Genomic DNA, 25,812 nt, shown 5'->3' with positions numbered 1-25,812 from the left:
AATTTTAATAGTAATTTGATAAATTTATGTTATAATCTAATTAATACCGATAAAAGAAAAAAAATTAGGAGGAATTATATATGTATTCAAAAAATGTAACAATTACAAATCCTACAGGTCTTCATGCTAGACCAGCATCTCAATTTGTACAAACAGCTGCAAAATTCTCATCAGAAATTCTTTTAGTTAAGAATGGAAATGAAATCAATGCAAAATCTATCATGGGCGTTATGGCTGGTGGATTATCTCAAGGTACAGAATTAGAAATCAGAGCTAACGGTGCTGACGAACAAGAAGCTGTAGATACATTAGCAGCTTTAATCGAAGACGGTTTTGGTGAATAATTTAATTTTATATAAAAAATAAGACATATTGTTATATGTCTTATTTTTTTATACTTTTATTTCCAAACTTCTTTAGCAATTTCTTCTATTAATTTTAATTTTTCCCATTGGTTTTCTTCTGTTAAAATATTTCCTTCTTCAGTTGAAGCAAATCCACACTGGGGACTTAGGCAAAGATTATCTAAATCTATGTATTTTGTTGCTTCTTTTATTCTTTTCTTTATAGCCTCTTTATCTTCTAAAATTCCTTTTTTTGATGTTATAAGACCAAGTACAACAAACTTATCTTTTGGTACAAATCTTAAAGGTTCAAATCCTCCTGAACGTTCATCATCAAATTCAAGATAAAATGCTTTTACGTTTTCTTCTTTAAATAAAATTTGTGCAATAGGCTCATAACCTCCTTCACTAGCATATGTTGAGTGATAATTACCTCTACATACATGAGTGGTTATAATTAAATCTTCTGGTAAATTTTCTATTGCTTTATTGTTTAACTCTACATATAATTTTGCTGTTTTAGTTACTTCTTCTTCGCTTAGCCCTATTAGTTTTACTGCATTTTTGTCGCAAAGCATTCCCCATGTACAGTCATCAAGTTGAATATTTCTGCATCCAAGCTCATAGAATTTCAAGATTGTTTTATTATAAGCGCTTGCAATATCTTCAATTAATTTGTTTGTGTCATTATAGTATTTTTTTACTTCTGATGCATTATCCGGTCTTTGTAATTCTGCGAAAAATTGAGCAGGAGCCGGTATCGTTTGTCTTGGAAGTACATCGTTGTTTAGGGCAGTTTTATGTAAAAATTGATAACTTTCAAAGAAAGGATGGTTTTCATTATATTCTACTTTGCCTTCTAAAGATGCTGTTTCAGCTCTTGTTTCTTCATCTTTAAATTGATATCCTTTTTCAAGTTCTTTCTTTTTTACTCCGCCTAGTCCCCACATGAAATCCAAATGCCACCAGCTTCTTGTAAATTCTCCGTCTGTAACTGACTTTAATCCTACTTCTTTTTCTTTTTTTACAAGCTCTTCAATGCATTTGTTTTGGATTTTAGTTAATTCTTCTAAAGTAATTTTTCCTTTTATATAATCTTCCTTAGCATTTTTTAGTTCTAAGGGACGTAGGAAACTTCCTACGATATCGTTTCTAAATGGTACGTTTGTTCTTTTTGTCATAATTAATTCCTCCTTAAGTTGCTTTGTTAGTATATCATGTTTTTTTATTATGTGATAATATACATTTTTTATATTTTGATATAGAAAAAAGGAATATCAATATTGATATTCCTTTATATAATCTTCTAATTTTTCAATGTATTTCTTTGCCGGTATGCTAAGGCTTGCATTTTTGTGTTTTATATAACCAAGTCTTATGACTTCATCAGATTCAAGAGGAATTGAAACAAGGTTGCTTCCGTTAAGTTCAACACTTAAAATACCCGTTGTTATGGTATATCCCTGAAGACCTATAAGAAGGTTTGAAAGAGTTGCTCTGTCACTTACTAAAAGATTTTTCTTATGAGAAAGCGTACTTAAAATTTCTTCCGAGAAATAAAAAGAATTATATGTACCTTGTTCAAAGGAAACTCTTGGATATGGATCAAGGTCTTCTATAGTAAGTTTTTCTTTTTTTGCAAGGGGATTATCTATGCTTATAAAAATATGAGGTCTTGCATCGAAAAGGTGAGTAAAAACTAAGCCGTTATCTTTTAAAATTTTATTTATTACTTTTTCGTTAAAATCGTTTAAATAAATTACTCCAATTTCGCTTCTAAGATTTTTTACATCCTCTATTATTTCATGGGTTTTGCTTTCTCTTATGGCAAACTCATATTCGTCTTTATCAAATTCTTTAACCATGTTTACAAAGGCGTGAACGGAAAAAGCATAATGCTGTGTGGAAACAGAGAATATTCTTTTTGATGGAGTTTTATTCATATATCTTTGCTCCAAAAGTTCTGCTTGTTCTATAACTTGTCTTGCGTATCCCAAAAATTCGGCACCATCTGAGGACAGAGATATACCTCTGTTTGAACGGACAAATATTTCAATGCCAAGTTCGTTTTCAAGTTCTTTTACGGATTTTGAAAGACTTGGTTGAGTTATGAATAATCTGCTTGCAGCTTCGTTTATTGAGCCGCAGTTTACTATTTCTATTATGTATTTAAGTTGTTGTAATGTCATTTTGTTTTACCTAAATTTTACATTCCTTTAATTTTTCTTTAATTAGTATGCAATATATTATATCATACAAAAATATAATATACATATAAATTGTTTTAGAAAGTAAAAGAGGGGATTTATGCAAGAAACACTGTTAAGTTTTATTAGAGATTACGGATATATTGGGATAATGATTTTAATACTTGTTGAAAATATTTTTCCACCGATTCCTTCTGAGGTTGTTTTGTTGTTTGGGGGATATATGGTAGTTGCAGCAGGGTTAAACCCGATTGTTGTAATTATTTTTGCAACGATAGGTGCAATTCTTGGTGCGGTTATACTTTATATACTCGGGTATATGTTTAAAAGGGAAAAACTTAGAGATTTGTTTTCCAGTAGATTCGGAAAAATTTTACATTTAAAACCTGAATATATTGATTTAAGTTATAATTGGTTTTTAAAATTTGAAAATAAGGCTGTGTTTATATGCAGATGTATACCTGTAGCAAGGAGTCTTATATCAATTCCTGCGGGACTTTCCAGAATGGAATTTTCTTATTTTATTATATTAAGTACACTTGGTACATTGATATGGAATACTTTACTTGTTTTTCTTGGTGTTATTCTTGGAGATGCATGGGAAAGTTTTCTTCCTTATTTTAAAAGCTATTCAAACATAGTTTGGATATTGATTTTTGCTTTCATTATTATTTATATTTTAAGATACAAAAAAGGTAAAAAATAGCCGATATATAGGCAAATCTTGACAAAAAAATAAACTTAATATAAAATATTACAAAGGTACTATTTTCATAGGACCTTTGTTTTTTATAATTAAAAAGATAGGAGAAATTGTAATGGAGGCAAACCAAATAGGAATGCTTGCGGTCATATTTATTTATTTAATAGGTATGGTTGTTATTGGAGCATTTTTATCAAAACAAAACGAGACGGCTCACGATTTTTATTTAGGAGGAAGAAAACTTGGACCTTTTGTAACGGCTATGAGTGCCGAGGCCTCTGATATGAGTAGCTGGTTACTTATGGGACTACCTGGAGTTGCTTATTTATCAGGTATAGCCGATGCAGGATGGACAGCTTTAGGTCTTGCAATAGGTACATATGTAAACTGGCTTATTATAGCAAAAAGAATAAGATTATATACGGAAGTTTCAAAGAACTCTTTTACTCTTCCTGATTTCTTTTCAAATAGGTTTAGAGATAAAAAGAAGATTTTAATGCTTATATCTTCATTATTTATAATTATTTTCTTTATTCCTTATACTGCTTCAGGATTCGCTGCTTGTGGTAAATTATTCTCAAGTTTATTTGGTATTGATTATTTTACCGCAATGGTTGTAAGTGCAGTGGTTATTATTTTATATACAGCAATGGGAGGTTTCCTTGCTGCAAGCACTACAGATTTTATTCAAAGTATAATCATGTCAGTTGCTCTTGTTATTATTCTTGTTTTTGGAATAAGTGCCGCAGGCGGTATGGATATGGTAATAAGTAATGCAAAAGAACTTCCGGGATATTTAAGTATGGTTTCAACTCATAATATGACAACGGGCAGCGCTGAAAGTTACGGCTTTTTAACAATCGTTTCAAAAATGGCTTGGGGACTTGGCTATTTTGGAATGCCTCATATATTACTTCGTTTTATGGCTATTGAAGATAAAGACAAACTTAAAATTTCAAGAAGAGTTGCTTCTATATGGGTTGTAATTTCTATGTTTGCTTCTATTTTGATAGGTATAATTGGTTATGGAATGACAAAAGCATCTGTTATTCCATTCCTTGAAGGAACATCTTCTGAAACAGTAATAGTTCAAATTGCAAATGTATTAAGTACACACGGATGGATATTTGCTTGCTTTGCAGGTGTAATACTTGCAGGTATTCTTGCATCAACAATGTCAACTGCGGATTCACAGCTTCTTGCTGCTTCTTCAAGTGTATCTGAAAATATCATAGGTGGTGTTTTTGGTAAAAAACTTGACGGCAAAATGAGAATGGTTGTAGCAAGAGGATGTCTTATTGCAATTGCTGTTCTTGGTATTATTCTTGCTAAAGATCCAAACAGCTCTGTATTCTCAATTGTATCATTTGCATGGGCAGGTTTTGGTGCTGTATTTGGACCAGTTGTATTATTTGCTCTTTTCTGGAGAAGAGCTAATAAATACGGTGCAATAGCTTCAATGATTTCCGGTGGAGTTATGGTATTCTTATGGAAATATGTTATAAGTAATTTAGGTGGTTTATTTGATATTTATGAATTATTACCTGCTTTCTTAACAGGTTGTATATTTATGGTTGTGGTAAGTCTTCTTACTCCTGAACCTGAAAAAGAAATAACTGATGAATATGATAAAGTACAAAGTTTATTATAATTTTTCATAAAAGCGGAGTTATCCGCTTTTTTATTTTTGTTTAAATAATTTATATATTCTTAAGGTTGAGTTAAATAAAAATATATTATATAATTTTTATATATTTTAGGAACGAAAGGTGATAAAAATGAAGTGTCCACATTGCGGTTTTAGCGAAAGTAAAGTTATAGATTCAAGACCTACTGATGATAATACGGCTATAAGAAGGAGAAGAGAGTGTTTATCTTGTGCAAAAAGATTTACAACTTATGAAAAAATAGAAACGATACCTTTAATTGTAGTTAAGAAAAATGGTACTAGAGAAGCTTTTGACAGAAATAAACTTATGAACGGTATAATAAAATCATGTGAAAAAAGACCTGTTTCTATTGAGCAGATAGAACATGTTGTAAATGAAATAGAAAGTAATATTCAAAAAATAGCAAAGAAAGAAATACCATCAAATTTAATAGGCGAAGAAATAATGAAATATTTAAAGGATTTAGATGAAGTTGCTTATGTAAGATTTGCGTCTGTCTATAGACAGTTTAAAGATGTTAACAGTTTTATGGATGAACTTAAAAGTATGTTAAATGAGCGAGGAAATAAATAATGGAAATAAAAGAAACCGTTATTAAAACCGAAAAACTTTTAAGTGGGAATATCTTTGATGTAAAAAGAGATACAGTTATACTTCCAAACGGAAATGAAGCAACAAGAGATAATGTTGAACATATGGGAGCTTGTGCTATTTTAGCAATAGATGAATATGATAATGTTATTTTAGTAAAACAGTTTAGATGCTCTATTTATGATGTTACAGATGAAATTCCTGCTGGAAAATTAGAAAAGGGAGAAGATCCTGATGTTGCAGCTTTAAGAGAGCTTGAAGAAGAAACTGGGTATACTTCTCGTAATATAATCCCATATATGAAATTTTATCCTGATATAGGATTAGGTAATCAACTAATATATGTATATTTAGCAAAGGATTTGGTTAAAACCTGTCAAGATTTGGATGATGATGAGTTTATAAATGTATATAAAATAAATATAAAAGAATTAAAACAAAAGATTTTTGAAGGAAAAATAACAGATTCAAAAATTATTGTTCCCTTTCTTAAATATTGTTTAGAAAATAATATATAAACAGTCATAAAATAAAAATAAGGACATACCTTTTATTAATAGGGCATGTCTTTTTTTGTGTCACGAAAAAATAAGGAATAATATTTTATGGTTAGAGAATTTATAAATTATCATTTTAAGGAAAACAAAAATAAATATTTATTTTTTCTTATTGTTTTTCTTCTTGGGATTATAATAGGGGGAGTCAGTATATATTTTTTAAGTTCTACACAATTGGATGAGCTTAAAGATTACATAGGTTCATTTTTTGAACTCATTACAAAAGATACATCAAGTATTGACAGTAAAAGAATTTTTAATCAAACAATGTATTCGGATATAAAAATATATATATTTCTTCTTATTTTGGGGTTAAGTGCAATAAGTATTTTATATTCCATAAGCATAATGTTTTACAAAGGTTTTTTGTTTGGTTTTGTAATAACATTTTTTATATCTTCTTATGGATTTAAAGGATTTTTATTTTTAATAAGCGTTTTGATAATTCCAAATATAATTAAAAATTCTGCACTGATGTTTGCTTTTGTGATGTCTTCTTGTTTTAAAAGTTCAATTCAAAAAAATAATAAAAATAAATATGGTAAAGTGAGAAATTCCTCTTTTTATCTTAGATATACAATATATATAGTAATAGCTTTTTTATTTAATGTTATGGGGATATGTTTTGAAAGTTATATTGCTCCGATGCTTATGGTATTATTTTCTTCTTCTTTTTTATAATAACATTAATATTTATATTTTACTTTAATAAATATTAAAAGGGAGGAGAAAATTATGTTAAAAAGAATAAGTGCTTTAGTATTAATATTTGCTTTTTTGTTTAATATTATGCCTATTTTTGTAAAAGGGGCAGAAGAGGAAAAAGTAGATTTGAACATAAAAAGTAAGGCTGTCGTTTTAATGGATTCTTCAAGCGGAAAAGTTTTGTATCAAAAAAATATGAATGATAAACTTTCTTTGGCAAGCGTTACAAAAGTTATGACTATACTTTTGATATTAGAAGCCATTGATAATAAAATCATAAATATGTCCGATATGGTTACAATATCAGATTATGCAAGCAGTATGGGAGGAAGCCAGCTTTATCTTGAACAGGGAGAAATGCGAAGTGTCGAAGAACTTTTAAATGCCATAATAATTGAAAGTGCAAACGACGCTTGTGCCGCAATGGGTGAATTTATTGGAGGAAGCATTGAAAAGTTTATTTTAATGATGAACGAAAAAGCAAAGAGCCTTGGAATGAAAAATACTCATTTTGTAAATTCAAACGGGTTGCCGGCTGATAATCATTATTCCAGTGCTTATGATATTGCATTAATGACAAAAGAGGTATGTAAGTATCCTGATGTTTTTAAAATAAGTTCCACTTGGCAGAAGACCATAAAAATAGGTAAAAATAATGATAAAGAGAGACTTCTTAATAATACAAACAAACTTTTAAAAATGAATGATAATGTTGATGGGTTAAAAACGGGATATACTGCTGATGCGGGACACTGTATTTCTGCTACGGGTAAAAAAGGAGATCTTCGTCTGATTGCTGTTATTTTAAATGCTCCCGATTCAAATACTAGGTTTGAAGAAGCAAATAAGCTTTTAAACTATGGTTTTAGCAATTACAAAGGAACAAATATTGTAACTAAGGGAGGAGAGTTTGGAGAAATTAAAATAAACAAAGGTTATGAGGATAATGTTAAGGTAGTTGCAAAGGATAATTTTACGGTTTTAAGCGGTAAAAATGAAAATGAAAAATATACAACCGATATAAAATTAGATGGTATCGTTATGAATGCACCTGTAAAAGAAGGGCAGAAAGTTGGGGTGATAAATATAAAAGAAGGAAGTAATGTTATAGGAAGTGTAGACTTGGTTCTTTGTAAAAAGGTTGAAAAAATAAATATGATAACATATGTGTTAAATATGTTTAAAGAATTTATCAGTGTATAGCTTTAATATTTTATTACATAAGTTCATTATAAAAATAAAATCCCGAAATATATCGGGATTTTTTATGTTAGTTTAATTTTAAATTTTTTGAATGCTCGTATATTCCTTTTATAGCCTGTTCGTTATTGTCTGTTTGTACACATCCAAGTGCGTTTTTAGGTTTGAAACTTCCGTGAAAATCACTTCCACAGGTGTAAAATAAATTATTTTTTATTGCATAATTTTTGTACTTTTCACGTTGCTCGTTTGTATGAGATGTATAATATGCTTCAACACCGTCAATTCCATATTCCTTAAGCTCGTCAAGTATATGTGTTTCATCTTTTATGTCGACTCCCGGATGAGCTATTACACAGGCTCCACCTGCATTTTTTATAACTTTTATTAAATCTTTACTACTTGGCATATAAGTAGGGGCATAAAGTTCTTTGCCTACTCCGAAAGCTTCTCTGGAAAGAGTTATTATGCTTTCAATATTTGGCTGTAATCCATGTATTAATCGGTGGTTTCTGTTTTTTTCTTCAATTAATATAGCATGAATATATGCTGATAAAAGAGGTATATCGCCTGTTGCATAATCAAAGACCTCTTTTTCATTTATTTTTAGTCCTTTTTCTCTAATTAAATCAATTTGTTTTTGTATACCGTCTTTTCTTCCTTGCCATATTTTATCTATTTCTTCATTTAAAGCTTTATCGTCTACGTCTATTCCATATCCAAGCATATGAAGAAGTTTACCATTGTGTGAGACAAATATTTCCGTTGCAGGTATAACGGTTATGTCTTTGTTTTTTGCGTATTCTAAAGCTTTTTTTACGTTTGCTATGCTTTCATGGTCTGCTATTGCAATATATTTAAGTCCTTCTTCAATTGCCATATCAATTATTTTTTCGACTTCTACTTCACCATCAGAACTTGCGTTTGAATGGATGTGTAAATCTATTTTCATAATAATTCCCCTTCCAAATGTGTTTGGTTTTGGCCTGTTATTTTTACATTTACTATTTTATTAAATATGTCTTTTTCGCTTTTAACTTCAACATATATATAATTTTCACTGTAACCTTCGTAAATATTATCGCTAAGTTTCTTTTCAATTAATACTTTTTGGGTGCTTCCTTTCATATTTTCTAAAAATTCATGTCTTTTTTTAAGCATTATTTCTTTTAATTCTTTTGCTCTTTTACTTTTTGTTTCTTTTGTGTTTTGGTTTTTCATTGTACTGGCAGGTGTTCCATGTTTTGGTGAAAATGGGAAGATATGAATATATGAAAATCCAATTTCTTCTGCGAATTTTTTTGTTGTTTCAAAATCTTCATCATTTTCATTTGGGAAACCAACTATAATATCTGTTGTTATTCCGGGATTATCAAAATACTTTCTTACTTTTGTTACTATGTCAAAGTATTCTTTAGTGTTGTAATGTCTGTTCATTTCCTTCAATGTTTTATCACATCCGCTTTGAAGAGAAATATGGAAATGAGGACAGAAAGATTTAAGTTTGCTTAATCTTTCTAGAAAATTATCGCTTAATAATTTAGGTTCCAGTGACCCAAGTCTTATTCTGTCAACCTGGTTTTGGTTATCAATTATTTCAAGTAATTCTATAAGGTTTTCTCCTGTGTCTGCTTTATATGATGCAATGTGGATACCTGTGATTACAACTTCCCTATATCCTCTTTTGCTTAGTTCTTCAATTTGATTTAATACTTTTTCAACTGATGCATTTTTTAATACGCCTCTTGCGTAGGGGATAATGCAGTAAGAACAAAACATATTGCATCCGTCTTGAACTTTTATAAAAGCTCTGCTTTTGCCTTCATATGTTGTAATTCCTACTTTATCAAAATCTTTACTGTCTTCTTCTATGTTATATACTTTATTTTTACTTAATTTGAATTCATTAATATAATCTATAATTTTTTCTCTTTTATGTGTTCCGCATACGATATCCGCACTTTCTACTTTTTGTGCTTCTTCAAAGTTACTTTGAGCAAAGCATCCTGTTAATACTGTTATGGCATCTTCGTTTTGGTGCTTTAATCTTCTAACAATTTGTTTGCTTTTTCTTTCGCTTTCGTTTGTTACCGCACAGGTATTTATAACATATACATCGGCTTTTTCATGAGCATCAACTATCTCGTATCCGTTTTCTTTGAATAATTCTATCATTGCTTGTGTATCGTAACTATTTACTCTGCAACCCAGAGTGTAAAATGCTGCTTTCAAAATGTATCTCCTTTTTTTCTGTTTGTTTTATTATATCACAAATTAAAATATAATGCATTTGTAAAATGTATTACAAATGTAACAATTTAATTAAATTTTACATTACAAAAGTATTAAAAATTATTGACTATAAAAAAAATGGTGGTATAATATAGGTAATGATAACGAATTAATAAAGGAGATTTTTAAAATGAGCAAAATGAAAAGAGCCGTTGTTTACGGACCAGAAGATTTGAGAATTGAAGAAATTGATATTCCTGTTCCTGGTCCTGGTGATGTGGTAATCAAAAATGAAATATCGCTAACTTGCGGTACTGACGTAAAAAGTTATAAAAGAGGATATCCTCTTATGACACCTCCTTTCCCTTTGGGACATGAATCAAGCGGAACTGTTTATGCTGTAGGAGAAAATGTAACAAAATTCAAAGTGGGAGATAGAGTTGTTTCTCATAACTCAGCTCCATGTAATGAATGTTATTTTTGTAAAAAAGGACTTCACTCAATGTGTGAAGATTTAATTATAAACAACAAAAATAACAGTGCCTTTGCTCAATACATATTGATTCCGGAAAGAATTGTAAATCAAAATATGTTCCATATTCCTGATGATATGAGTTATAGACAAGCAGCATTATTGGAACCATTCTCTTGTGCTGTATATGGAACAGCAAATGTTCCTGTAGAACAAGGTGATTATGTTGTTGTTAACGGATGTGGACCAATAGGTTTAATGTTTGTAAGATTATTATATTTGAAAGGTGCAAGAGTTATAGCCTGTGATATGAGCGAAAACAGACTTGAAATGGCTAAAAAACTTGGTGCATTTGATATTGTAGATTTAAACAAAGTTGATGACCAAATACAAGCAGTAAAAGATTTAACACCTGATAAGAGAGGTGTTGACGTGGCTGTTGAAGCAACAGGACTTGCAAAAGTTTGGGAACTTGCAATTCAAATGGCAAGACCTGGCGGATTTGTTCTTTGCTTCGGAGGTACAAAAGCAGGAGATACAATAACAGTTGATACAAAATTACTTCATTACAGCCAAATTACAATTAAAGGCGTTTTCCATACAACACCTTTATATGTAAATCAAGCATTTGAACTTTTGAAAATGCACGTTATTGACGAAAAAGATTTTGTTCAAAACGAATATAAACTTGATGATTTGGAAAAAGCTCTTATTGAACATTCTGAAGGTAAAGTTATTAAAAACTTTATTACATACAATTAAAGTTTATTTGTTTTCTTCAAAGCAGGTCATTTTATATGACCTGCTTCCTATTGCATTTTTTTCTTTTTATAAAATTTCTCCAATGTTTCTATAGATTTTTTATGGTGTGCATGTACCGTTTGATAGGTTATTGATAAATCTTCTGAAATTTTACTCCATGTTTCATAATTTAAATAATGTTTTTTCATTATAAGTTTATCAAGTTCACTTTCAAGAGAATTTATAATATTGTTTACGTCCATTTTATGTTTATATAATGTATTTATTTCCTTTATAAGCTGTTGTTTATATAAAATTAAATTAATTATGCTTTCTGTTTTATTGTCTTTGTTTTTTTCTGCTTTTATTCCGCTTTCGTTTATATAGGAAGAAATCCTTTCTATGTACATTTCACACTCTCTTATTTGATTTGTGGTATATTCTATTTTTTCGTTCATAAGATATGGTTTTGATAATTTTTCTTTAATATTCATTTTTCCACCTTTAATTTAATTTTATTTAAAAAGGACTTAATAAATATGTTTTATCAAGTCCTTAATTTTTTCATTATAATGTTAGCATAAAGGAGATATAAAAATATATAAATTTGTCGAAAAAGTTTAAAGGTTTTATTATTTAAAATATTTTTTTCTTTTCTTTGTCTTCTTGAACCATTCTTAATACTTCTCCGAAACGTTGAAAATGAACGATTTCTCTTTCTCTTAAGAATTTTAAAGTGTTTATTAGAAGAGGGTCATCTGTCATTTTTATTAAGTTTTCATAGGTTATTCTTGCTTTTTGTTCCGCAGCCATATTTTCATACATATCTACTTCTGGATCTCCTTTTGAGCCTATATAACTTGCAGTCCATGGCACACCGTCTACATTAACATAGAAAGGATTGCATCCATGTTCTATGTTGTATCCTCCAAGACCGCTGTTTATAAGCTCGTCTTTGGTTGCTCCCTCAACGAGTTTTGAAAAAATAGTTCCTATCATTTCAAGATGTCCAAGTTCTTCGCTTCCTATATCTGTAAGTGTGGCGGTACCTTCTTTAAGCGGCATATAAAACCTTTGTGTTAAATATCTTAAAGACGCACCAAGTTCACCGTCAGGTCCGCCGTATTGTGTTAATACGTTTTTTGCCATTCTCAAATCTTTTCCCGAAACTGTAACGGGATGTTGCAACATTTTTTTATAAATCCACATTATTCATTATCCTCCCAGTTCATGTTTTGAGCGGCCCAAGGACCTTCTATATATTTCCAAAATCCCTCACTGCTACCTGTATTGTCAATAGGGTTATTGAATTTTTCATAAGCTTCGTTTACTTCTTTTAATTTCTTTGAATATTCGTTGTGTCTTTTTAGTACATCCATGTCCCCTGGATGTGTATTTAAATAAAGAGCGGTATCTTGAGTTGCAAAAGTATATATTTTTATTTTATTGTAAATTTCTTCCATGCTCATATTATTTATATTTTCGTTATTATTTGTTCCGTCTGCTCCGCTGCATCCGTGTCCCATATCTATTTGCATACTGTATCACTTCCTTTTAAATTTGTGTTAAATGGTGAATATAAAGCTTCAAACATTGTTCCTTTTTTCATTAAACCTTCTTGTGCATCATACATATCGCTGTTTAATTGAAATGGCACATATGCATTTGCAACTTTTGGAATTATAGGCATATAAGGAACCATTGGTTTGTAATTTCTTTCATTCAATTTTAAATCCTCCCGATAAATTTGATTTCAATATAATATATTCATTTATTTTTTTATTGTGATAAATTAAATTTAATTGTCGCAATTTTTTGTAAATTTTTATGTTGATAATGCTTTTAAATGGGTTTATAATATTTTTTAACGTATAGGAGGAAAAATGGAAAGTAATATTACATTTGATGAAGCCTTTGAAATATTAAAAAAATACAATAAAGATATTTTTCATATAAGACATGCAATTACGGTATCTTCGGTTATGGGGTGGTACTGTGATAAATTAGGTATAGAAGATGAAAAAAATTACTGGGAAATCGTAGGACTTCTTCATGATGTTGATTTTGAATTATATCCAAATGAACATTGTAAAAAGGCCGTTAGTATATTAAAAGAAGAAAACGTAAATGATGATATAATACATAGTGTTTGTTCTCACGGTTATGGAATATGCTGTGATATAGAGCCCACAGAAAAAATGGAAAAAGTTTTGTTTGCAATAGATGAGCTTACCGGGATAATAAATGCTGCTGCTTTAATGCGTCCTTCAAAAAGTACAAAAGATATGCCCCTTAAGAGCTTAAAGAAAAAATTTAAAAGCAGAGGTTTTGCTGCAGGGTGTGACAGAGATGTTATACAAAAAGGTGCAGAAATGATGGGTGTTGAATTAAATGAACTTTTAAGTGACACTTTGGAAGCTATGAAAGCAAATGAAGACAGAATAAATGAATTTATGGAAAATTTTGAAAAAAATTTATAAAAGAGAGGTAATAATATGAAAGTAGTATCAACAAAAAAGGCTCCTGCCGCAATAGGACCATATTCACAAGGAATTATAGTAAATGGAATGTTATATGCATCAGGTCAAATTCCAATTATTCCCGAAAGTGGAGAAATAATGGAAGGAGATATTAAGGTTCAAGCAAAGAGAGTTTGTGAAAATATTGGTGAAATTTTAAAAGAAGCAGGAAGTGATTTTTCTAAAGTAGTAAAAACTACTTGTTTCTTAAGTGATATTAATGACTTTAATGATTTCAACGAAGTATACAGCGAATATTTTGTAAGCAAACCTGCTCGTTCATGTGTAGAAGTAAGCAAGCTTCCAAAAGATGTTTTAGTTGAGGTTGAAATAATAGCTTTAGTTTAAAAGGATGATTCTTTCATCCTTTTTTATTATTTATATGATAAAAGTTTATAATATGTGGTATCATAAATTTAATGAGGTGATAGGATGTATTATAGAGTTTCTAATGTACTGGAACAAATAGACAGTATAGAAAATTTATCTGAAAGTGAAGATGTTTTAGTTGTTTTAACCCTTGAAGAGTGGAAAGAAACATGTAAACAAAATGCCATATATACTTATTATATAGATTTTGAAAATATCAGCTTTTCAAAGTCTGAAGTATATAAAGATATAATAGCGGGAACATTTTTTATTCCTAAAAAGGGAGAAGAATGTTTAAATGGTAAGTTTGGGTATTATCTAAAAAAACATAGGATTTATTTTATTGATAATGATAATATAGTTCTTCCAATTATTGAAAAAATAAGTAAACAAAGACAGTGGAAAAATCCATCAATAGCTCATTTTTTATATGATTTTTTGGATATTTTAATTAGTGAAGATTTACATTACTTAGAGCATTTTGAAAAAAATATAAATAACCTTGAGGATAAAGTTCTTGATGGGGATTTAAGAAATTTTAATTATCTTATTGTTTCAATGAAAAGACAGCTTTTGGTTATTAATAATTATTACGATCAGCTTGTAGATGTAGGGCTTGTTTTTGAAGAACATGAAGAGGATATCTTTAATAATTCTTATAAAGGACTTTTTAAAATTTTTACGAATAAAGTTAGCAGACTAAACTCTAAAGTTGATACATTAATGGAGTATACCAGACATCTTAGAGATTTATATCAAGCTCAAGCTGATATCAGGCAAAACAAGACAATGCAGACTTTAACGGTTATTACGGCTGTGTTTTCTCCACTTACGTTAATTGTAGGGTGGTATGGGATGAATTTTAAATATATGCCGGAACTTACATGGAGGTATGGATATTTTTTTGTAATAGCTCTTAGTTTATCCGTAGTGGGACTTGGATATTATCTTATAAAGAAGCATTTTCATTAAATGGAGAAGAGTATGGATTATAATTTAATAATAAACAGAAAAAAAATTAAAAATGTTTATATAAGAGTTGATGATAATGGAAATGTGGTTGTAAATGCAAATAAAAGGGTAAAAGATAAATATATTTATGATTTATTAAATGAAAAAGATGATTGGATTCAAAAACGTTTAAAAGCTATAAATAATAAAAGTGAAGTTCATGATATTAATGGAAGAAAAATTTCTGTATTCGGTAGAAAGTATATAATAAAAGTAATTAAAGATAAGAAAAACAAAATAGAATTAAAAGAAAATTATTTTTTCCTTTATACAAAGTATGATGATATGGAAAGTATGGTAAAATTAATCAATAAATATTTAAAAGAGTTGTTTTTAGATAATTTAAACTGCTATATTATTAAAGAATGTATGAAAGAAGTTAAGAATATTGGGATAGAAGATGATTTTAATATTAAAGTTCGACTTATGAAAAGCAGGTTTGGAAGTTATTCAAAGAAAACAAATTCAATATGTTTAAATCTTGCTTTAATGAAATATGATATAGAAATTATAAAAAGTGTTTTATATCATGAGATTTGTCATATAAAACAAATGAATCATCAAAAAAGATTTTATGAACTTCTTTACAAGGTTTGTCCCAATTATAAAGAATATTCAAATTATTTAAAGAGAAATTTTAATTATTCAAATAAATGGTTTTTAGTATAAAAAGGAGATAGTTATGAATTTAAAAATAGGATTTATAGGCAGTGGAAATATGGCACAAGCTATTATTGGAGGTATGATTGATAGTAATCTTGTAAGTAAAGACAATATATATGCCACTGCGGTTTCTGATAAGACAATAAATTTGGTTAAAGAAAAATATGGTGTAAATACAAGTAAAGATAATAAAGATGTTGTCAATAAAACAGATATTATTTTCTTGGCAGTTAAACCAAATGTTTATAAAACTGTTATAGATGAAATAAAAGATGTTGTTGATGAAAACAAGCTTATTGTAACAATTGCAGCAGGGCAGACAATAGAAAATATAGAAGATATGTTTGGTAAGGAACTAAGAATAATAAGAACCATGCCAAATACTCCTGCACTTGTTGGAGAAGGAATGGGACTTATAACTGCGAATAAAAAAGCTACAAATGAGGATGTAGAAAATGTAGTAAAAATATTTAATAGTTTTGGTAAGAGTGAAATAGTTGAAGAAGCACTAATTGATACAGCCGGAAGTTTAAGCGGATGTGGTCCTGCTTATACATATATGTATATTGAAGCTTTGGCAGACGCTGCTGTTGAAAGCGGAGTTAAGAGAGATTTAGCATATAAGCTTGCTGCACAAATGGTTCTTGGTTCAGCAAAGATGGTTTTAGAAAGCGGGGAACACCCAGGTGCATTAAAAGATAATGTTTGTTCTCCGGGGGGAACGACTATAAAAGGTGTAAATGTTCTTGAAAAAGCTGGTTTCAGAGGGGTTGTAATAGATGCATTACTTGCAAGTATAAATAAAACTTTAGAAATGAGTAATAATAAATAAAAATATAAAAAAAGATTAAAAAAGATATTGACAAAGTATTATCCATATGATAATATAATTAAGCTTGATGAAAACCGAGAGGTACCGAAGTGGTCATAACGGGGCGGTCTTGAAAACCGTTAGGGTGCAAGCCCACGTGGGTTCGAATCCCACCCTCTCGGCCATTAAGAATTTAATATCTTTTTTTTTATATAGAATTCGGAGAAGTACTCAAGTTGGCCGAAGAGGTGCCCCTGCTAAGGGTATAGGTCGCGTAAGCGGCGCGAGGGTTCAAATCCCTCCTTCTCCGCCATTTGCTTTTAATCTGAAAACACTTTGTTATAAAGAGTTTTCAGTTTTTTTTGTTTACATAAATTTTTAAAATATCTAAAATATCTATTCAAATATTTAAAAGTGTGGTTAAATGTCTGGTTAAAAGTGCGGTCAAAAGTGCGGTATTTTAATTAAACTTATTTTCTAATATTTCAGTAAATTTGTTATTTATAATTTGATTTGTTTTTTCCATTTCTACGTCTAATGTATGGCTAAAAGTTTTAACTGTGTTCATTGTTTTACTGTATCCCATAATATCTTTAAGAGTTTTTAAAGGTAAATCGATGTCAGTTAAACTTATAAATGTATGTCTTAGTTTTATGGATAATATGTTTTAAAAGTTTATTTTATTTAAGTAATATTTCAGCTTAATAATAGGGTATTATTAAATAAGCGTTTGTTTTGTGTGTATTTAGCTGTTTATAAAAAAAATGTTTATTTTTTATTTAATTAAAAAATGTAAGCATAATTAGAATATATATAATTTAAATTAGAATTATTCTAATTTGCTTGACTTTTTGTCTTAAAGGGAGTATACTTATGTAAACAATTAAATTAAATACAAATATACGTTAATATAGATTTGTTATTTAGGAGGTGAATAGATATGTTAAAAAATAAAGTGGCAGTAGTTACAGGGGGAACCAGAGGAATAGGTTTTGCTACTGTAAAAACATTTTTGAAAAATGGAGCTAAAGTTGTGTTATTTGGCTCAAGAGAAGAAACGGTTAATAAAGCATTAGTAAAACTAAATGAGGAAAATAAAAGTTATGATGTTATTGGAATGTATCCAAATTTAACAAGTGAAAAAGAAATTAGAGAAGCTTTTTCAGAAATAAAGAGTAAATTTGGCAAAATTGATATTTTAGTAAATAATGCAGGAATGTCTGCAAGAAATAGTATTTATGATTATAGTTTGGAAGATTTTGAGAAAATTATTAATTTGAATCTTACAGCAGCATTTAATGCATCTAAAGAAGTTGCTAAAATCATGAAAGAACAAGGAGGTGGCGTTATATTAAATACTAGTTCTATGGTAAGCATATATGGACAACCATCTGGTGTTGGTTATCCTGCATCAAAATCTGCTATTAATGGACTTACAAAATCTTTGGCTAGAGAGCTTGGCAAAGATAATATCAGAGTAAATGCTGTTGCTCCAGGTATTATTAATACAGATATGGTAGCAGCATTACCAGAAGAACTTATAAAACCTTTAATTGCAACTATTCCTTTAAGAAGGGTTGGCGAGGCTGAAGATATCGCAAATGCATTCCTATTTTTAGCAAGTGATATGGCTAGCTATATAAATGGAGCTGTTCTATCAGTTGACGGTGCTGCAATGACTTAAAAAATGTATATAAAATATAATAAAGGAAATAAGGTGAAAAAAATGAACGTAAATATTTTTAGAAAAATGTCTTATGGAGTATATATTGCTTCAACAATGGATGGTGAAAGACCAACTGGATGTACAGTAAACAGTATTATGCAAATTACTTCTGAGCCTGCAACAATAGCTTTGAGCGTAAATCATAATAACTATACGAATGGTTGTATAGAAAAAACAGGAAAATTTGCATTTTCAATTTTAAGTGAAAATTCAAATCCTGATTTGATTGGAAATTTTGGATTTAAAAGTGGTAAAGACAATGATAAGTTTGAAAATGTTGATTATGAAATGGTTGAAGGTGTTCCTGTTGTAAAAGATAGTGCCGGTTATGTTGTATGTGAAGTAATTGATAAAATGGAAACAAGCACTCATACTGTATTTTTAGGAAAAGTTATCGCAGGTGAGGTTTATGATGAATCTAAGAGACAAATGACATATGCATATTATCATGAAGTTATAAGAGGTAAAACAGCAAAAAATGCACCTACTTATATACCTGAAAAAGAAGAAGAAAAAAAATATGATGGTGTAAAATACGTATGTACTATTTGTGGATATGTTTATGAAGGAGATCCTCTTCCAGAAGATTATAAATGTCCTATTTGTGGAGCAGGACCGGATAAATTTAAAAAAGTAGAATAATAAAAAAGACACTTTAAAAGTGTCTTTTATTTTTTTATGCTGCTTATTAAGCCTCCTGTCAATGCATCCATTAATGTATCGTCAATCGTTAGATCATAACTGTAATTTTCATTTTTCGTAAGTTTTATTTCTACAGTTTGTGTAGTTGTTTTGGTTGATTTTGCTGCATCTTCTATTTCATTTGCTAGAATTTTTAGGCATTGATTGTTTAAATTTGATTTTTTTGTTTTTGATGAAGAATATAAATTGTCTACAATATAATCATAAGATTCTTTTTCATAATTTTTTAGTACATTTTTAAAACTTACATTTGTTATTTCTACTTTAATATTTGCATTTTCTGTTTTTTCATCTATTGATGTAGAAATAATTTTATAACTAAAATTTTTGAAAAGGTTCGTATATATTTTATTTAATGTTTCTTCATCTCCAGAAGAGTTTACGAGCATATTTATATATTCATTATCTGCATATCCCATCAAAATATCTTTATTCCCTGATTTTATTGCAGATAAAAATTCTTCTGTTTTTTCTTCCGGTTTTACAAAAGTACATCCGAAAAGACTTAAAATAATTAATAATGTTAATAAAAGAGATACTAATTTTTTCATGTTTTTACCTCACTTTAATAGTTATATTGTATATATAAAATTTGTATCTTTCAATAAAATAATTAAATTTTTGACATTTATTTATAAAAGAAGTAAAATATCTTCAAATAGTTCTAATTATATAAAGGAAATATAAATGAAAAATAAAAAAGTTAAAGTGAAAAAAACGATGAGGCTGAATAAAAGAGAAAAAGAATTTTTAATGCGTCATCGTATAATAAAAGATACTTTAAAAGATGAAAAAAAAGAAGTTAAAGATGAAGTTAATGAAATTACAAATAAAAATATAGCTTCTTTTGATAGTGAAGACATATCTTTTGAAAGTGCACTTTTAGACCTTGAAAATGCCGAAAAGCTAATAGAAGAAACTATCGAAGAATTTTCTCATGAAAATGAGGATAAAAAGGAAGTAGAAAATAATAATGATGTAATAATAAGTGATGTAAAAAAGATAAAAGAAGAACTGGAACATGTTGAAAAAGAATTAAAGACAGCAATTCCAAAGGAAAAACAAAAAAAGAAAATTTTAAAAATTACAGCTATAGTATTATGTGGTTGTATTTTAACGACTTGTATAGGTGTATATAAATATAATGATATAAAATATAATGCAATTGAACTTGAAAAACAAAAGGCTGTTAATGTTGCTGCTAATGCCAAAGAAGTGAATATTTCAGATAGTTTACGTGAATATACAGTAAGTAAAGTGAAGAAAGAAGAAAAGCTGAAAAGTTTTTCATTAAGTGAAATTTACAGTATGGATGTAAGTAAACCCAGCGGTGTAACAGCTAAAGAATTAAGTTATATTACAAAACAAAATCTTGTGGGGCTTGAAGAAGCTTTTGTAAAGGCGGAAGAGGATTATGGTGTTAACTGTTTATTTCTTGTAGCAATTGCATCAATGGAAAGTGCAAATGGGACAATATGTTTTAAACCCAATAATATGTTTGGTTATGGCTCAAGCGGATATTCTTCAAAAGCAGAATGTATTGATGATGTTGCAAAAGGACTTGCAAATAATTATTTAAAAGAAGGTGCATCTTTATATAATGGTAAAACTATAAGTGATGTAAATAAAAGATATGCTTCAAGTTCAACATGGGATGATAAGGTCGCAAGAAATATGTATAACTATTATAGTATTATAAGTGAAAAAAGAAATTCAGCATTAAATAAGCTATAAAAAAGAGGACTGTTACCAGTCCTCTTTTTTTATTCTTCTATTCCCATTTGTTCTGATTGATCTTTAACAATTAAGTTGTCGATGAATTCATCTATATCTCCGTCAAGTACATCATTTAATTTATATAATGTTAATCCTATTCTATGATCTGTAACTCTACCTTGAGGGAAATTGTATGTTCTGATTCTTTCAGATCTGTCTCCGCTTCCTATTTGACTTTTTCTGTCGCTTGCAATTGCTTCTTGTTGCTTTCTTTGTTCAATTTCAAATAATCTTGCTTTTAATATTTTTAAAGCTTTATCTTTGTTTTTAAGTTGTGATTTTTCATCTTGACATGCAACAACGATACCTGATGGGATATGTGTAATTCTAACTGCAGAGTCAGTAGTATTTACACTTTGTCCGCCGTTACCGCTTGAACGGTAAACGTCAATTCTTAAATCATTTTGATCAATATTTACTTCAACGTCTTCTGCTTCAGGTAAAACTGCAACTGTTATTGCTGAAGTGTGAATTCTTCCGCTTGATTCAGTATCAGGTATTCTTTGAACTCTATGTGTTCCACTTTCATATTTAAGTCTTGAGTAAGCACCTTTTCCTTGAATAGAGAATACAGCTTCTTTATATCCTCCAATACCGATTTCGTTAGTTGATAACATTTCAACTTTCCAATTCTTTCTTTCTGCATATCTTGTATACATTCTAAGAAGATCTCCAGCGAAAAGAGCAGCTTCATCTCCTCCAACCCCGGCTCTGATTTCAACGATAACGTTCTTTTCATCGTTAGGGTCTTTCGGAATTAGTAATATCTTTATTTCTTTTTCAAGTTCGTCTTTTTGATTGTTTAAATCTGCAATATCATCAAGAATCATTTCTTTGAATTCATCATCATCACTTTCATTAAGCATTTCTTTATTTTCACTTAACTGTTCCATAACACTTGCATATTTTTTATATGCATTAACAATTGGTTCTAAATGAGAATGTTCTTTTAATAACTGCGTATATAACTCGTGGTTATTCATAATTTCAGGATTTATAATATCTTTATTTACTTCATTAAATCTGTTTTCTATAGATTTTAATTTTTCTAACATATATACCCCTCCGTGTTCTCTTATGGAATTATACACCAAAAAACCTTATTTTAAAAGTATTTTTTCTTATTTACATTTTAAAAGAAATTTTTTTAAACAAATTTTTTTATGTTTTATAAGTGAATAAATAATGTTTAAAGAAGTATTCTTTGGCAATAATAAAAATATATAAAAAGACATTGATGCCGGGAGGATTTATAAGGTGAAAAAAAGAATAAGAAAAAAAATTAAAATGGGGCAAAAAGAAAAGTTTCTTTCAAAAATATGTGTTGCTTTTTCCGTGATGCTTATTTTAGGAGTAATGTTTGGAGGTATTATAAACAAAAGTAATTTAAATGTTGCTGATGTGGGCGATGATAGAGTAGAAGAAAAGTCCGTTATGAATGAAGAGTTAAATAAAGGAAGTAATAAAAATAAAAGCAGTGAATCATTAAATATAAATAATGAAGATAAAACAGAAGAGACAAAAGATGATGAAAATATTGACGTTGAAGAAAACGAAAAAACAAAAGATGTTTTAAATACTGCTAAATTAGATTTATCAAATATTTCGCGTCCAGTACAAAGTGCAGAAATAATTATGGATTATAGCTATAATACAACTCCTGTATATTCAAATACTTTACAAGAGTATATATCTGATCATAAAGGAATTGATTTAAAATCAAATAAAAATGAAAATGTAAAAAGTATCTTGTATGGAAAGGTGAAAAGAGTATATTATGATGAAAGGCTAGGGTATAGTGTTGAAATAGACCATGGGAATAATTTATACAGTATTTATTCAAATTTAAATAAGAAGTTAAATGTTGAAAAAGGAGATATAATAAATAAAGGTGAAGTTATAGGAACTGTTGGGAAAAGTTCTTCGTTTGAAATAGCTGACGATTATCATTTACATTTTGAAGTAAAACAAGGTGCAGATAATATTAATCCTTCTACATTATTAAAATAATATAAAAAGCGGTACAATAATTATAACGTATCGCTTTTATTTAATTGACATTTTATTTTATATAATATATTATTTATAAGAAATATAATATATTGGGTGGTAAAAATTGAAAAGTTTTTTTTATACATTGTTTATATCTATGATACCTATTATAGAGCTTAGAGGTGGACTTCCCATTGGTGTTGCATCGGGGCTTTCATTACTTGAAGCATATATTGCTGCCGTAATAGGAAACCTTATACCTGTGCCTTTTATAATTTTGTTTATAAGAAGAATTTTTTCTTTTATTAGAAAATATATGCCTAAATTAAATGATATGGTAGATAAACTTGAAAATAAAGCTCATTTAAAGGGAGAAAAGGTAAAAAAATATCAAAAATTAGGACTTTTTATTTTTGTTGCGATACCTCTTCCCGGTACAGGTGCATGGACGGGAGCTTTAGTTGCTGCATTTTTAGATATTAGATTAAAAGATGCAATCTTACCTATTTTTGCAGGGGTGTTAACTGCTGGTTTTATTATTACATTGTTAACTTTTGGTGTTACTACAATTGTGTAAATGCAAAATTGTATTAGGGAAATATTTGAAATTCAGATGTTTACTTTTTTTTAAATATCTGTTTTTTTTATGATAGATAATTATTTTATAACATTATATACAAAATCAATAAATTTTAACGATAAAAAGTTATTTAATATTAAATATATAAAAAAATATTATATAAAAATAAAAAAAGTATTGACAAAATAAATTATATATATATAATTAAATTATAATCATTCCAATTTAAATAAGAAAGGGGAGAAAATTAAAAATATGGATTTAAAAGAAATCATAAGAAGTCATGGGTTAAAAGCAACTCCAAATAGAATTGCAGTTTTAGAATATCTTATGTCAAGTAAAGAACACCCAAGTGCTGATATGGTAAAAGAACATTTAAATTCTTTGGGAAATAAATTCTCTCTTGCAACAGTTTATAATATTTTAGATGCATTTGTTGAAAATGGAGTGATAATAAAAGTTAGAGATGATGAAAATAATATGATGCGTTTTGATGCAAATACAAAGTTTCACATTCATGTATATAATACAAAAACAAATGAAATTATGGATTACTTTGATGAAGAACATTGCAACAATATAGAAAAAAGTTTAAAAGAAATAAAAGAAAATAACGGGTTTGATGATAATCAAAGACTTGTTGTAGAAATGTAAAAGCTTATAATAGTTAAAAAACTATTTAAATAAAAAATAAAATAAATATATATAAAAGGAGATAATTAATTATGAAAAAATGGGTATGTACAGTATGTGGTTATGTTCATGAAGGAGAAAATCCTCCAGCAGAATGTCCTCAATGCCATGTTCCTGCAGAAAAATTTAAGGAAATGAGCGGAGAAAGAGAATGGGCTGCTGAACACGTTGTTGGTGTTGCTAAAGGTGTAAGCGAAGATATTATTGCTGATTTAAGAGCAAACTTTGAAGGAGAATGTTCAGAAGTAGGTATGTATCTTGCAATGGCAAGAGTTGCTCACAGAGAAGGTTATCCAGAAATCGGTCTTTACTGGGAAAAAGCTGCTTATGAAGAAGCTGAACATGCTGCTAAATTTGCAGAATTATTAGGTGAAGTTGTAACAGACAGCACAAAGAAAAACCTTGAAATGAGAGTTGAAGCTGAAAATGGTGCAACAGCAGGTAAATTTGATTTAGCTAAAAGAGCTAAAGAAGCTAATCTTGATGCAATTCATGATACAGTTCATGAAATGGCTAGAGATGAAGCTAGACATGGTAAAGCTTTTGAAGGATTACTTCAAAGATATTTTGGTTAATAAAATACATAAAAAAAGCCTTTTTATAAGGCTTTTTTTTATGTTAAAATTATTGTCAATTTGACTTTTTTTTATAGTTATAGTATTATAATTAGATAAATTATGGTAAAAAATAAATTTATCGTGAGGAATTATAATAATGTTAAAAGAAGCAATTATTAGTTTTATTGAAATATTTAAATCGAATATTAAAAACAGAAAAAAATCTATGGCAATGGCTAAAATGACCCTTAAAAAAAGATATTCAGGGTCAGCATTAGGTGTGGGGTGGTCACTTGTAAAACCTATATTATTTATTTTTGTATATTGGTTTGGTATTCAAATCGGCATAAGAGGAGGAAAACCAATGGATGGTAATATTCCTTTTATTTTTTGGTTAATGGCAGGTATAATAGCTTGGTTTTATATTAACGATGTTATGCATATAGGTATTTCTTCTATTAGAAGAGATAGTTATTTGGTTACAAAGGTTGTGTTTCCTATAGAAACAATTCCTATATATAATGTAATGTCGTTATTTTTTACGCATTTAATACTATTAGTTCTTGTATTTATAGTACTTTTTATTTGCGGATATTATCCAAATATATATTATTTTCAGATTATATATTATACCGGCTTTTTATTCTTTTTTAGTTGTGTGTTATGTACCTTTTTATCAACTTTATCTGTAATAAGCAGAGACTTTGAACAACTTATAAAATCAACAACAATGATTTTTTTCTGGTTATCTCCAGTTGTTTGGGCACCATCAAAATTAGCAGAAGGGTCTTTATTATTTAAAATACTTAAACTTAATCCTTTTTATTATTTTATACAAGGATATAGAGATACGTTTTTATTTAAAACATGGTTTTTTGAAAGACCTGCATATACGATATATATGCTAGTATTTACTTTATTATTTACATTGTTAACTGCATATCTTTACAAAAAACTCCATAATGAGTTTTCGGATGTATTATAGGAGGGT

At 28.7% G+C, this 25,812-nt stretch carries 31 protein-coding genes and 2 tRNA genes; 23 read left to right on the top strand and 10 right to left on the bottom strand.

Annotated features, from left to right (window positions below):
• The first annotated feature begins 80 nt into the window (after positions 1-80).
• The gene (locus M6G78_RS02800) at positions 81-344 is read left to right on the top strand and encodes an HPr family phosphocarrier protein (RefSeq protein WP_138268669.1); all 264 of its coding nucleotides are present in this window, start codon (positions 81-83) and stop codon (positions 342-344) included.
• Positions 345-400: 56 nt separating this feature from the next.
• On the opposite strand, the gene M6G78_RS02795 is transcribed toward M6G78_RS02800, so the two are convergent.
• A complete protein-coding gene (locus M6G78_RS02795) occupies positions 401-1,525 on the bottom strand; it encodes a 5-methyltetrahydropteroyltriglutamate--homocysteine S-methyltransferase (protein ID WP_253229553.1) in 1,125 nt (374 codons plus the stop codon).
• A gap of 96 nt (positions 1,526-1,621) precedes the next feature.
• Complete coding sequence (locus tag M6G78_RS02790; RefSeq protein WP_138268671.1) at positions 1,622-2,533, bottom strand: LysR family transcriptional regulator; 912 nt, start codon at positions 2,531-2,533, stop codon at positions 1,622-1,624.
• 118 nt (positions 2,534-2,651) lie between these two features.
• Here M6G78_RS02790 and M6G78_RS02785 point away from each other — a divergent pair, with 118 nt between their 5' ends.
• The 6 genes from M6G78_RS02785 (at position 2,652) to M6G78_RS02760 (ending at position 7,980) form a co-directional block, all read left to right on the top strand.
• Complete coding sequence (locus tag M6G78_RS02785) at positions 2,652-3,257, top strand: DedA family protein (RefSeq protein ID WP_253229552.1); 606 nt, start codon at positions 2,652-2,654, stop codon at positions 3,255-3,257.
• A gap of 112 nt (positions 3,258-3,369) precedes the next feature.
• On the top strand, positions 3,370-4,905 hold the full coding sequence (putP, locus tag M6G78_RS02780) for a sodium/proline symporter PutP (RefSeq protein WP_253229551.1): 1,536 nt from the start codon (positions 3,370-3,372) through the stop codon (positions 4,903-4,905).
• A 127-nt stretch (positions 4,906-5,032) separates the two neighbouring features.
• Complete coding sequence (gene nrdR, locus M6G78_RS02775; RefSeq protein ID WP_253229550.1) at positions 5,033-5,497, top strand: transcriptional regulator NrdR; 465 nt, start codon at positions 5,033-5,035, stop codon at positions 5,495-5,497.
• Positions 5,497-6,033, top strand: coding sequence for an NUDIX hydrolase (locus M6G78_RS02770; RefSeq protein ID WP_253229549.1), 537 nt, complete (start codon positions 5,497-5,499; stop codon positions 6,031-6,033). The genes nrdR and M6G78_RS02770 overlap by 1 nt, the downstream gene beginning before the upstream one ends.
• 87 nt (positions 6,034-6,120) lie before the next feature.
• Positions 6,121-6,753 (top strand): stage II sporulation protein M, encoded by a 633-nt coding sequence (spoIIM, locus tag M6G78_RS02765; protein ID WP_253229548.1) that lies wholly within the window; start codon positions 6,121-6,123, stop codon positions 6,751-6,753.
• Between the two features lie 54 nt (positions 6,754-6,807).
• Positions 6,808-7,980 carry a D-alanyl-D-alanine carboxypeptidase family protein gene (locus M6G78_RS02760; protein ID WP_253229547.1) on the top strand — a complete coding sequence of 391 codons (1,173 nt, stop codon included), beginning with the start codon at positions 6,808-6,810 and terminating at the stop codon, positions 7,978-7,980.
• Positions 7,981-8,047: 67 nt separating this feature from the next.
• Here M6G78_RS02760 and M6G78_RS02755 read toward each other — a convergent pair whose 3' ends face one another.
• Positions 8,048-8,929 carry a PHP domain-containing protein gene (locus M6G78_RS02755; RefSeq protein WP_253229546.1) on the bottom strand — a complete coding sequence of 294 codons (882 nt, stop codon included), beginning with the start codon at positions 8,927-8,929 and terminating at the stop codon, positions 8,048-8,050.
• Positions 8,926-10,209, bottom strand: a complete 1,284-nt coding sequence (mtaB, locus tag M6G78_RS02750) for a tRNA (N(6)-L-threonylcarbamoyladenosine(37)-C(2))-methylthiotransferase MtaB (protein WP_138269639.1) — start codon at positions 10,207-10,209, stop codon at positions 8,926-8,928. The genes M6G78_RS02755 and mtaB overlap by 4 nt, the downstream gene beginning before the upstream one ends.
• Positions 10,210-10,399: 190 nt before the next feature.
• Here mtaB and M6G78_RS02745 point away from each other — a divergent pair, with 190 nt between their 5' ends.
• Positions 10,400-11,443 (top strand): alcohol dehydrogenase catalytic domain-containing protein, encoded by a 1,044-nt coding sequence (locus M6G78_RS02745; protein ID WP_347559335.1) that lies wholly within the window; start codon positions 10,400-10,402, stop codon positions 11,441-11,443.
• Between the two features lie 47 nt (positions 11,444-11,490).
• On the opposite strand, the gene M6G78_RS02740 is transcribed toward M6G78_RS02745, so the two are convergent.
• The 4 genes from M6G78_RS02740 to M6G78_RS02725 all read right to left on the bottom strand — a co-directional run bounded on the left by M6G78_RS02740 (position 11,491) and on the right by M6G78_RS02725 (position 13,148).
• Positions 11,491-11,916 (bottom strand): hypothetical protein, encoded by a 426-nt coding sequence (locus M6G78_RS02740; protein WP_253229545.1) that lies wholly within the window; start codon positions 11,914-11,916, stop codon positions 11,491-11,493.
• Positions 11,917-12,058: 142 nt separating this feature from the next.
• Positions 12,059-12,631, bottom strand: a complete 573-nt coding sequence (locus M6G78_RS02735) for a manganese catalase family protein (RefSeq protein WP_138269641.1) — start codon at positions 12,629-12,631, stop codon at positions 12,059-12,061.
• Positions 12,631-12,960: a spore coat protein CotJB gene (locus M6G78_RS02730; RefSeq protein WP_138269642.1), complete on the bottom strand. Its 330-nt coding sequence runs from the start codon at positions 12,958-12,960 to the stop codon at positions 12,631-12,633. The genes M6G78_RS02735 and M6G78_RS02730 overlap by 1 nt, the downstream gene beginning before the upstream one ends.
• Positions 12,951-13,148, bottom strand: a complete 198-nt coding sequence (locus M6G78_RS02725) for a spore coat associated protein CotJA (RefSeq protein ID WP_138269643.1) — start codon at positions 13,146-13,148, stop codon at positions 12,951-12,953. Before M6G78_RS02725 ends, M6G78_RS02730 begins: the two co-directional genes overlap by 10 nt.
• Before the next feature lie 157 nt (positions 13,149-13,305).
• Here M6G78_RS02725 and M6G78_RS02720 point away from each other — a divergent pair, with 157 nt between their 5' ends.
• The 9 genes from M6G78_RS02720 (at position 13,306) to M6G78_RS02680 (ending at position 19,163) form a co-directional block, all read left to right on the top strand.
• A complete protein-coding gene (locus M6G78_RS02720; RefSeq protein ID WP_253229544.1) occupies positions 13,306-13,902 on the top strand; it encodes an HD domain-containing protein in 597 nt (198 codons plus the stop codon).
• 15 nt (positions 13,903-13,917) lie between these two features.
• Positions 13,918-14,289, top strand: a complete 372-nt coding sequence (locus M6G78_RS02715; protein WP_253229543.1) for a RidA family protein — start codon at positions 13,918-13,920, stop codon at positions 14,287-14,289.
• Positions 14,290-14,373: 84 nt separating this feature from the next.
• The gene (locus M6G78_RS02710; RefSeq protein WP_253229542.1) at positions 14,374-15,282 is read left to right on the top strand and encodes a CorA family divalent cation transporter; all 909 of its coding nucleotides are present in this window, start codon (positions 14,374-14,376) and stop codon (positions 15,280-15,282) included.
• Positions 15,283-15,294: 12 nt separating this feature from the next.
• Positions 15,295-15,990, top strand: a complete 696-nt coding sequence (locus tag M6G78_RS02705; RefSeq protein ID WP_253229541.1) for a M48 family metallopeptidase — start codon at positions 15,295-15,297, stop codon at positions 15,988-15,990.
• Positions 15,991-16,003: 13 nt separating this feature from the next.
• Complete coding sequence (gene proC, locus M6G78_RS02700; protein WP_253229540.1) at positions 16,004-16,816, top strand: pyrroline-5-carboxylate reductase; 813 nt, start codon at positions 16,004-16,006, stop codon at positions 16,814-16,816.
• A gap of 75 nt (positions 16,817-16,891) precedes the next feature.
• A tRNA-Ser gene (locus M6G78_RS02695) sits at positions 16,892-16,980 on the top strand.
• A 36-nt stretch (positions 16,981-17,016) separates the two neighbouring features.
• Positions 17,017-17,108 (top strand) — tRNA-Ser (locus tag M6G78_RS02690).
• 627 nt (positions 17,109-17,735) lie between these two features.
• A complete protein-coding gene (locus tag M6G78_RS02685; protein ID WP_253229539.1) occupies positions 17,736-18,479 on the top strand; it encodes an SDR family NAD(P)-dependent oxidoreductase in 744 nt (247 codons plus the stop codon).
• A 42-nt stretch (positions 18,480-18,521) separates the two neighbouring features.
• Complete coding sequence (locus M6G78_RS02680) at positions 18,522-19,163, top strand: flavin reductase (protein ID WP_138269230.1); 642 nt, start codon at positions 18,522-18,524, stop codon at positions 19,161-19,163.
• Positions 19,164-19,189: 26 nt separating this feature from the next.
• Here the strand turns inward: M6G78_RS02680 and M6G78_RS02675 are convergent, their stop codons facing one another.
• Positions 19,190-19,774 (bottom strand): hypothetical protein, encoded by a 585-nt coding sequence (locus M6G78_RS02675; RefSeq protein WP_138269229.1) that lies wholly within the window; start codon positions 19,772-19,774, stop codon positions 19,190-19,192.
• 136 nt (positions 19,775-19,910) lie between these two features.
• On the opposite strand from M6G78_RS02675, the gene M6G78_RS02670 reads away from it, so the two are divergent.
• Positions 19,911-20,957, top strand: a complete 1,047-nt coding sequence (locus tag M6G78_RS02670) for a glucosaminidase domain-containing protein (protein ID WP_253229538.1) — start codon at positions 19,911-19,913, stop codon at positions 20,955-20,957.
• A gap of 29 nt (positions 20,958-20,986) precedes the next feature.
• Here the strand turns inward: M6G78_RS02670 and prfA are convergent, their stop codons facing one another.
• Entirely contained in the window at positions 20,987-22,054 is a 1,068-nt protein-coding gene (prfA, locus tag M6G78_RS02665; RefSeq protein ID WP_138269227.1) for a peptide chain release factor 1, read from the bottom strand.
• Positions 22,055-22,256: 202 nt separating this feature from the next.
• On the opposite strand from prfA, the gene M6G78_RS10335 reads away from it, so the two are divergent.
• From M6G78_RS10335 to M6G78_RS02640, 5 genes are all read left to right on the top strand, one after another.
• Positions 22,257-23,009 carry a M23 family metallopeptidase gene (locus M6G78_RS10335; protein ID WP_138269226.1) on the top strand — a complete coding sequence of 251 codons (753 nt, stop codon included), beginning with the start codon at positions 22,257-22,259 and terminating at the stop codon, positions 23,007-23,009.
• Positions 23,010-23,115: 106 nt separating this feature from the next.
• On the top strand, positions 23,116-23,568 hold the full coding sequence (locus tag M6G78_RS02655) for a small multi-drug export protein (RefSeq protein ID WP_347559331.1): 453 nt from the start codon (positions 23,116-23,118) through the stop codon (positions 23,566-23,568).
• 258 nt (positions 23,569-23,826) lie between these two features.
• On the top strand, positions 23,827-24,225 hold the full coding sequence (locus tag M6G78_RS02650) for a Fur family transcriptional regulator (RefSeq protein ID WP_207734419.1): 399 nt from the start codon (positions 23,827-23,829) through the stop codon (positions 24,223-24,225).
• 71 nt (positions 24,226-24,296) lie between these two features.
• Complete coding sequence (locus M6G78_RS02645; protein WP_138269224.1) at positions 24,297-24,839, top strand: NADH peroxidase; 543 nt, start codon at positions 24,297-24,299, stop codon at positions 24,837-24,839.
• A 139-nt stretch (positions 24,840-24,978) separates the two neighbouring features.
• Positions 24,979-25,806, top strand: a complete 828-nt coding sequence (locus M6G78_RS02640; RefSeq protein ID WP_253229537.1) for an ABC transporter permease — start codon at positions 24,979-24,981, stop codon at positions 25,804-25,806.
• Positions 25,807-25,812 lie beyond the last annotated feature (6 nt).

Origin of the sequence: Anaerofustis sp. NSJ-163 (genome assembly GCF_024135845.1) — a bacterium.
GTDB classification, from domain to species: Bacteria; Bacillota; Clostridia; order Eubacteriales; family Anaerofustaceae; genus Anaerofustis; species Anaerofustis butyriciformans.
The sequence above is the reverse complement of the archived record's forward strand: the minus strand, read 5'-3'. Positions and strand labels throughout refer to the sequence as shown.

What these genes read in the sequence shown, in the direction of transcription:
- M6G78_RS02800 (WP_138268669.1), top strand. Translation starts at nt 81, where the DNA reads ATGTATTCAAAAAATGTAACAATTACAAATCCTACAGGTCTTCATGCT.
- M6G78_RS02795 (WP_253229553.1), bottom strand. Translation starts at nt 1,525, where the DNA reads ATGACAAAAAGAACAAACGTACCATTTAGAAACGATATCGTAGGAAGT.
- M6G78_RS02790 (WP_138268671.1), bottom strand. Translation starts at nt 2,533, where the DNA reads ATGACATTACAACAACTTAAATACATAATAGAAATAGTAAACTGCGGC.
- M6G78_RS02785 (WP_253229552.1), top strand. Translation starts at nt 2,652, where the DNA reads ATGCAAGAAACACTGTTAAGTTTTATTAGAGATTACGGATATATTGGG.
- putP (WP_253229551.1), top strand. Translation starts at nt 3,370, where the DNA reads ATGGAGGCAAACCAAATAGGAATGCTTGCGGTCATATTTATTTATTTA.
- nrdR (WP_253229550.1), top strand. Translation starts at nt 5,033, where the DNA reads ATGAAGTGTCCACATTGCGGTTTTAGCGAAAGTAAAGTTATAGATTCA.
- M6G78_RS02770 (WP_253229549.1), top strand. Translation starts at nt 5,497, where the DNA reads ATGGAAATAAAAGAAACCGTTATTAAAACCGAAAAACTTTTAAGTGGG.
- spoIIM (WP_253229548.1), top strand. Translation starts at nt 6,121, where the DNA reads ATGGTTAGAGAATTTATAAATTATCATTTTAAGGAAAACAAAAATAAA.
- M6G78_RS02760 (WP_253229547.1), top strand. Translation starts at nt 6,808, where the DNA reads ATGTTAAAAAGAATAAGTGCTTTAGTATTAATATTTGCTTTTTTGTTT.
- M6G78_RS02755 (WP_253229546.1), bottom strand. Translation starts at nt 8,929, where the DNA reads ATGAAAATAGATTTACACATCCATTCAAACGCAAGTTCTGATGGTGAA.
- M6G78_RS02745 (WP_347559335.1), top strand. Translation starts at nt 10,400, where the DNA reads ATGAGCAAAATGAAAAGAGCCGTTGTTTACGGACCAGAAGATTTGAGA.
- M6G78_RS02740 (WP_253229545.1), bottom strand. Translation starts at nt 11,916, where the DNA reads ATGAATATTAAAGAAAAATTATCAAAACCATATCTTATGAACGAAAAA.
- M6G78_RS02735 (WP_138269641.1), bottom strand. Translation starts at nt 12,631, where the DNA reads ATGTGGATTTATAAAAAAATGTTGCAACATCCCGTTACAGTTTCGGGA.
- M6G78_RS02730 (WP_138269642.1), bottom strand. Translation starts at nt 12,960, where the DNA reads ATGCAAATAGATATGGGACACGGATGCAGCGGAGCAGACGGAACAAAT.
- M6G78_RS02720 (WP_253229544.1), top strand. Translation starts at nt 13,306, where the DNA reads ATGGAAAGTAATATTACATTTGATGAAGCCTTTGAAATATTAAAAAAA.
- M6G78_RS02715 (WP_253229543.1), top strand. Translation starts at nt 13,918, where the DNA reads ATGAAAGTAGTATCAACAAAAAAGGCTCCTGCCGCAATAGGACCATAT.
- M6G78_RS02710 (WP_253229542.1), top strand. Translation starts at nt 14,374, where the DNA reads ATGTATTATAGAGTTTCTAATGTACTGGAACAAATAGACAGTATAGAA.
- M6G78_RS02705 (WP_253229541.1), top strand. Translation starts at nt 15,295, where the DNA reads ATGGATTATAATTTAATAATAAACAGAAAAAAAATTAAAAATGTTTAT.
- proC (WP_253229540.1), top strand. Translation starts at nt 16,004, where the DNA reads ATGAATTTAAAAATAGGATTTATAGGCAGTGGAAATATGGCACAAGCT.
- M6G78_RS02685 (WP_253229539.1), top strand. Translation starts at nt 17,736, where the DNA reads ATGTTAAAAAATAAAGTGGCAGTAGTTACAGGGGGAACCAGAGGAATA.
- M6G78_RS02680 (WP_138269230.1), top strand. Translation starts at nt 18,522, where the DNA reads ATGAACGTAAATATTTTTAGAAAAATGTCTTATGGAGTATATATTGCT.
- M6G78_RS02675 (WP_138269229.1), bottom strand. Translation starts at nt 19,774, where the DNA reads ATGAAAAAATTAGTATCTCTTTTATTAACATTATTAATTATTTTAAGT.
- M6G78_RS02670 (WP_253229538.1), top strand. Translation starts at nt 19,911, where the DNA reads ATGAAAAATAAAAAAGTTAAAGTGAAAAAAACGATGAGGCTGAATAAA.
- prfA (WP_138269227.1), bottom strand. Translation starts at nt 22,054, where the DNA reads ATGTTAGAAAAATTAAAATCTATAGAAAACAGATTTAATGAAGTAAAT.
- M6G78_RS02650 (WP_207734419.1), top strand. Translation starts at nt 23,827, where the DNA reads ATGGATTTAAAAGAAATCATAAGAAGTCATGGGTTAAAAGCAACTCCA.
- M6G78_RS02645 (WP_138269224.1), top strand. Translation starts at nt 24,297, where the DNA reads ATGAAAAAATGGGTATGTACAGTATGTGGTTATGTTCATGAAGGAGAA.
- M6G78_RS02640 (WP_253229537.1), top strand. Translation starts at nt 24,979, where the DNA reads ATGTTAAAAGAAGCAATTATTAGTTTTATTGAAATATTTAAATCGAAT.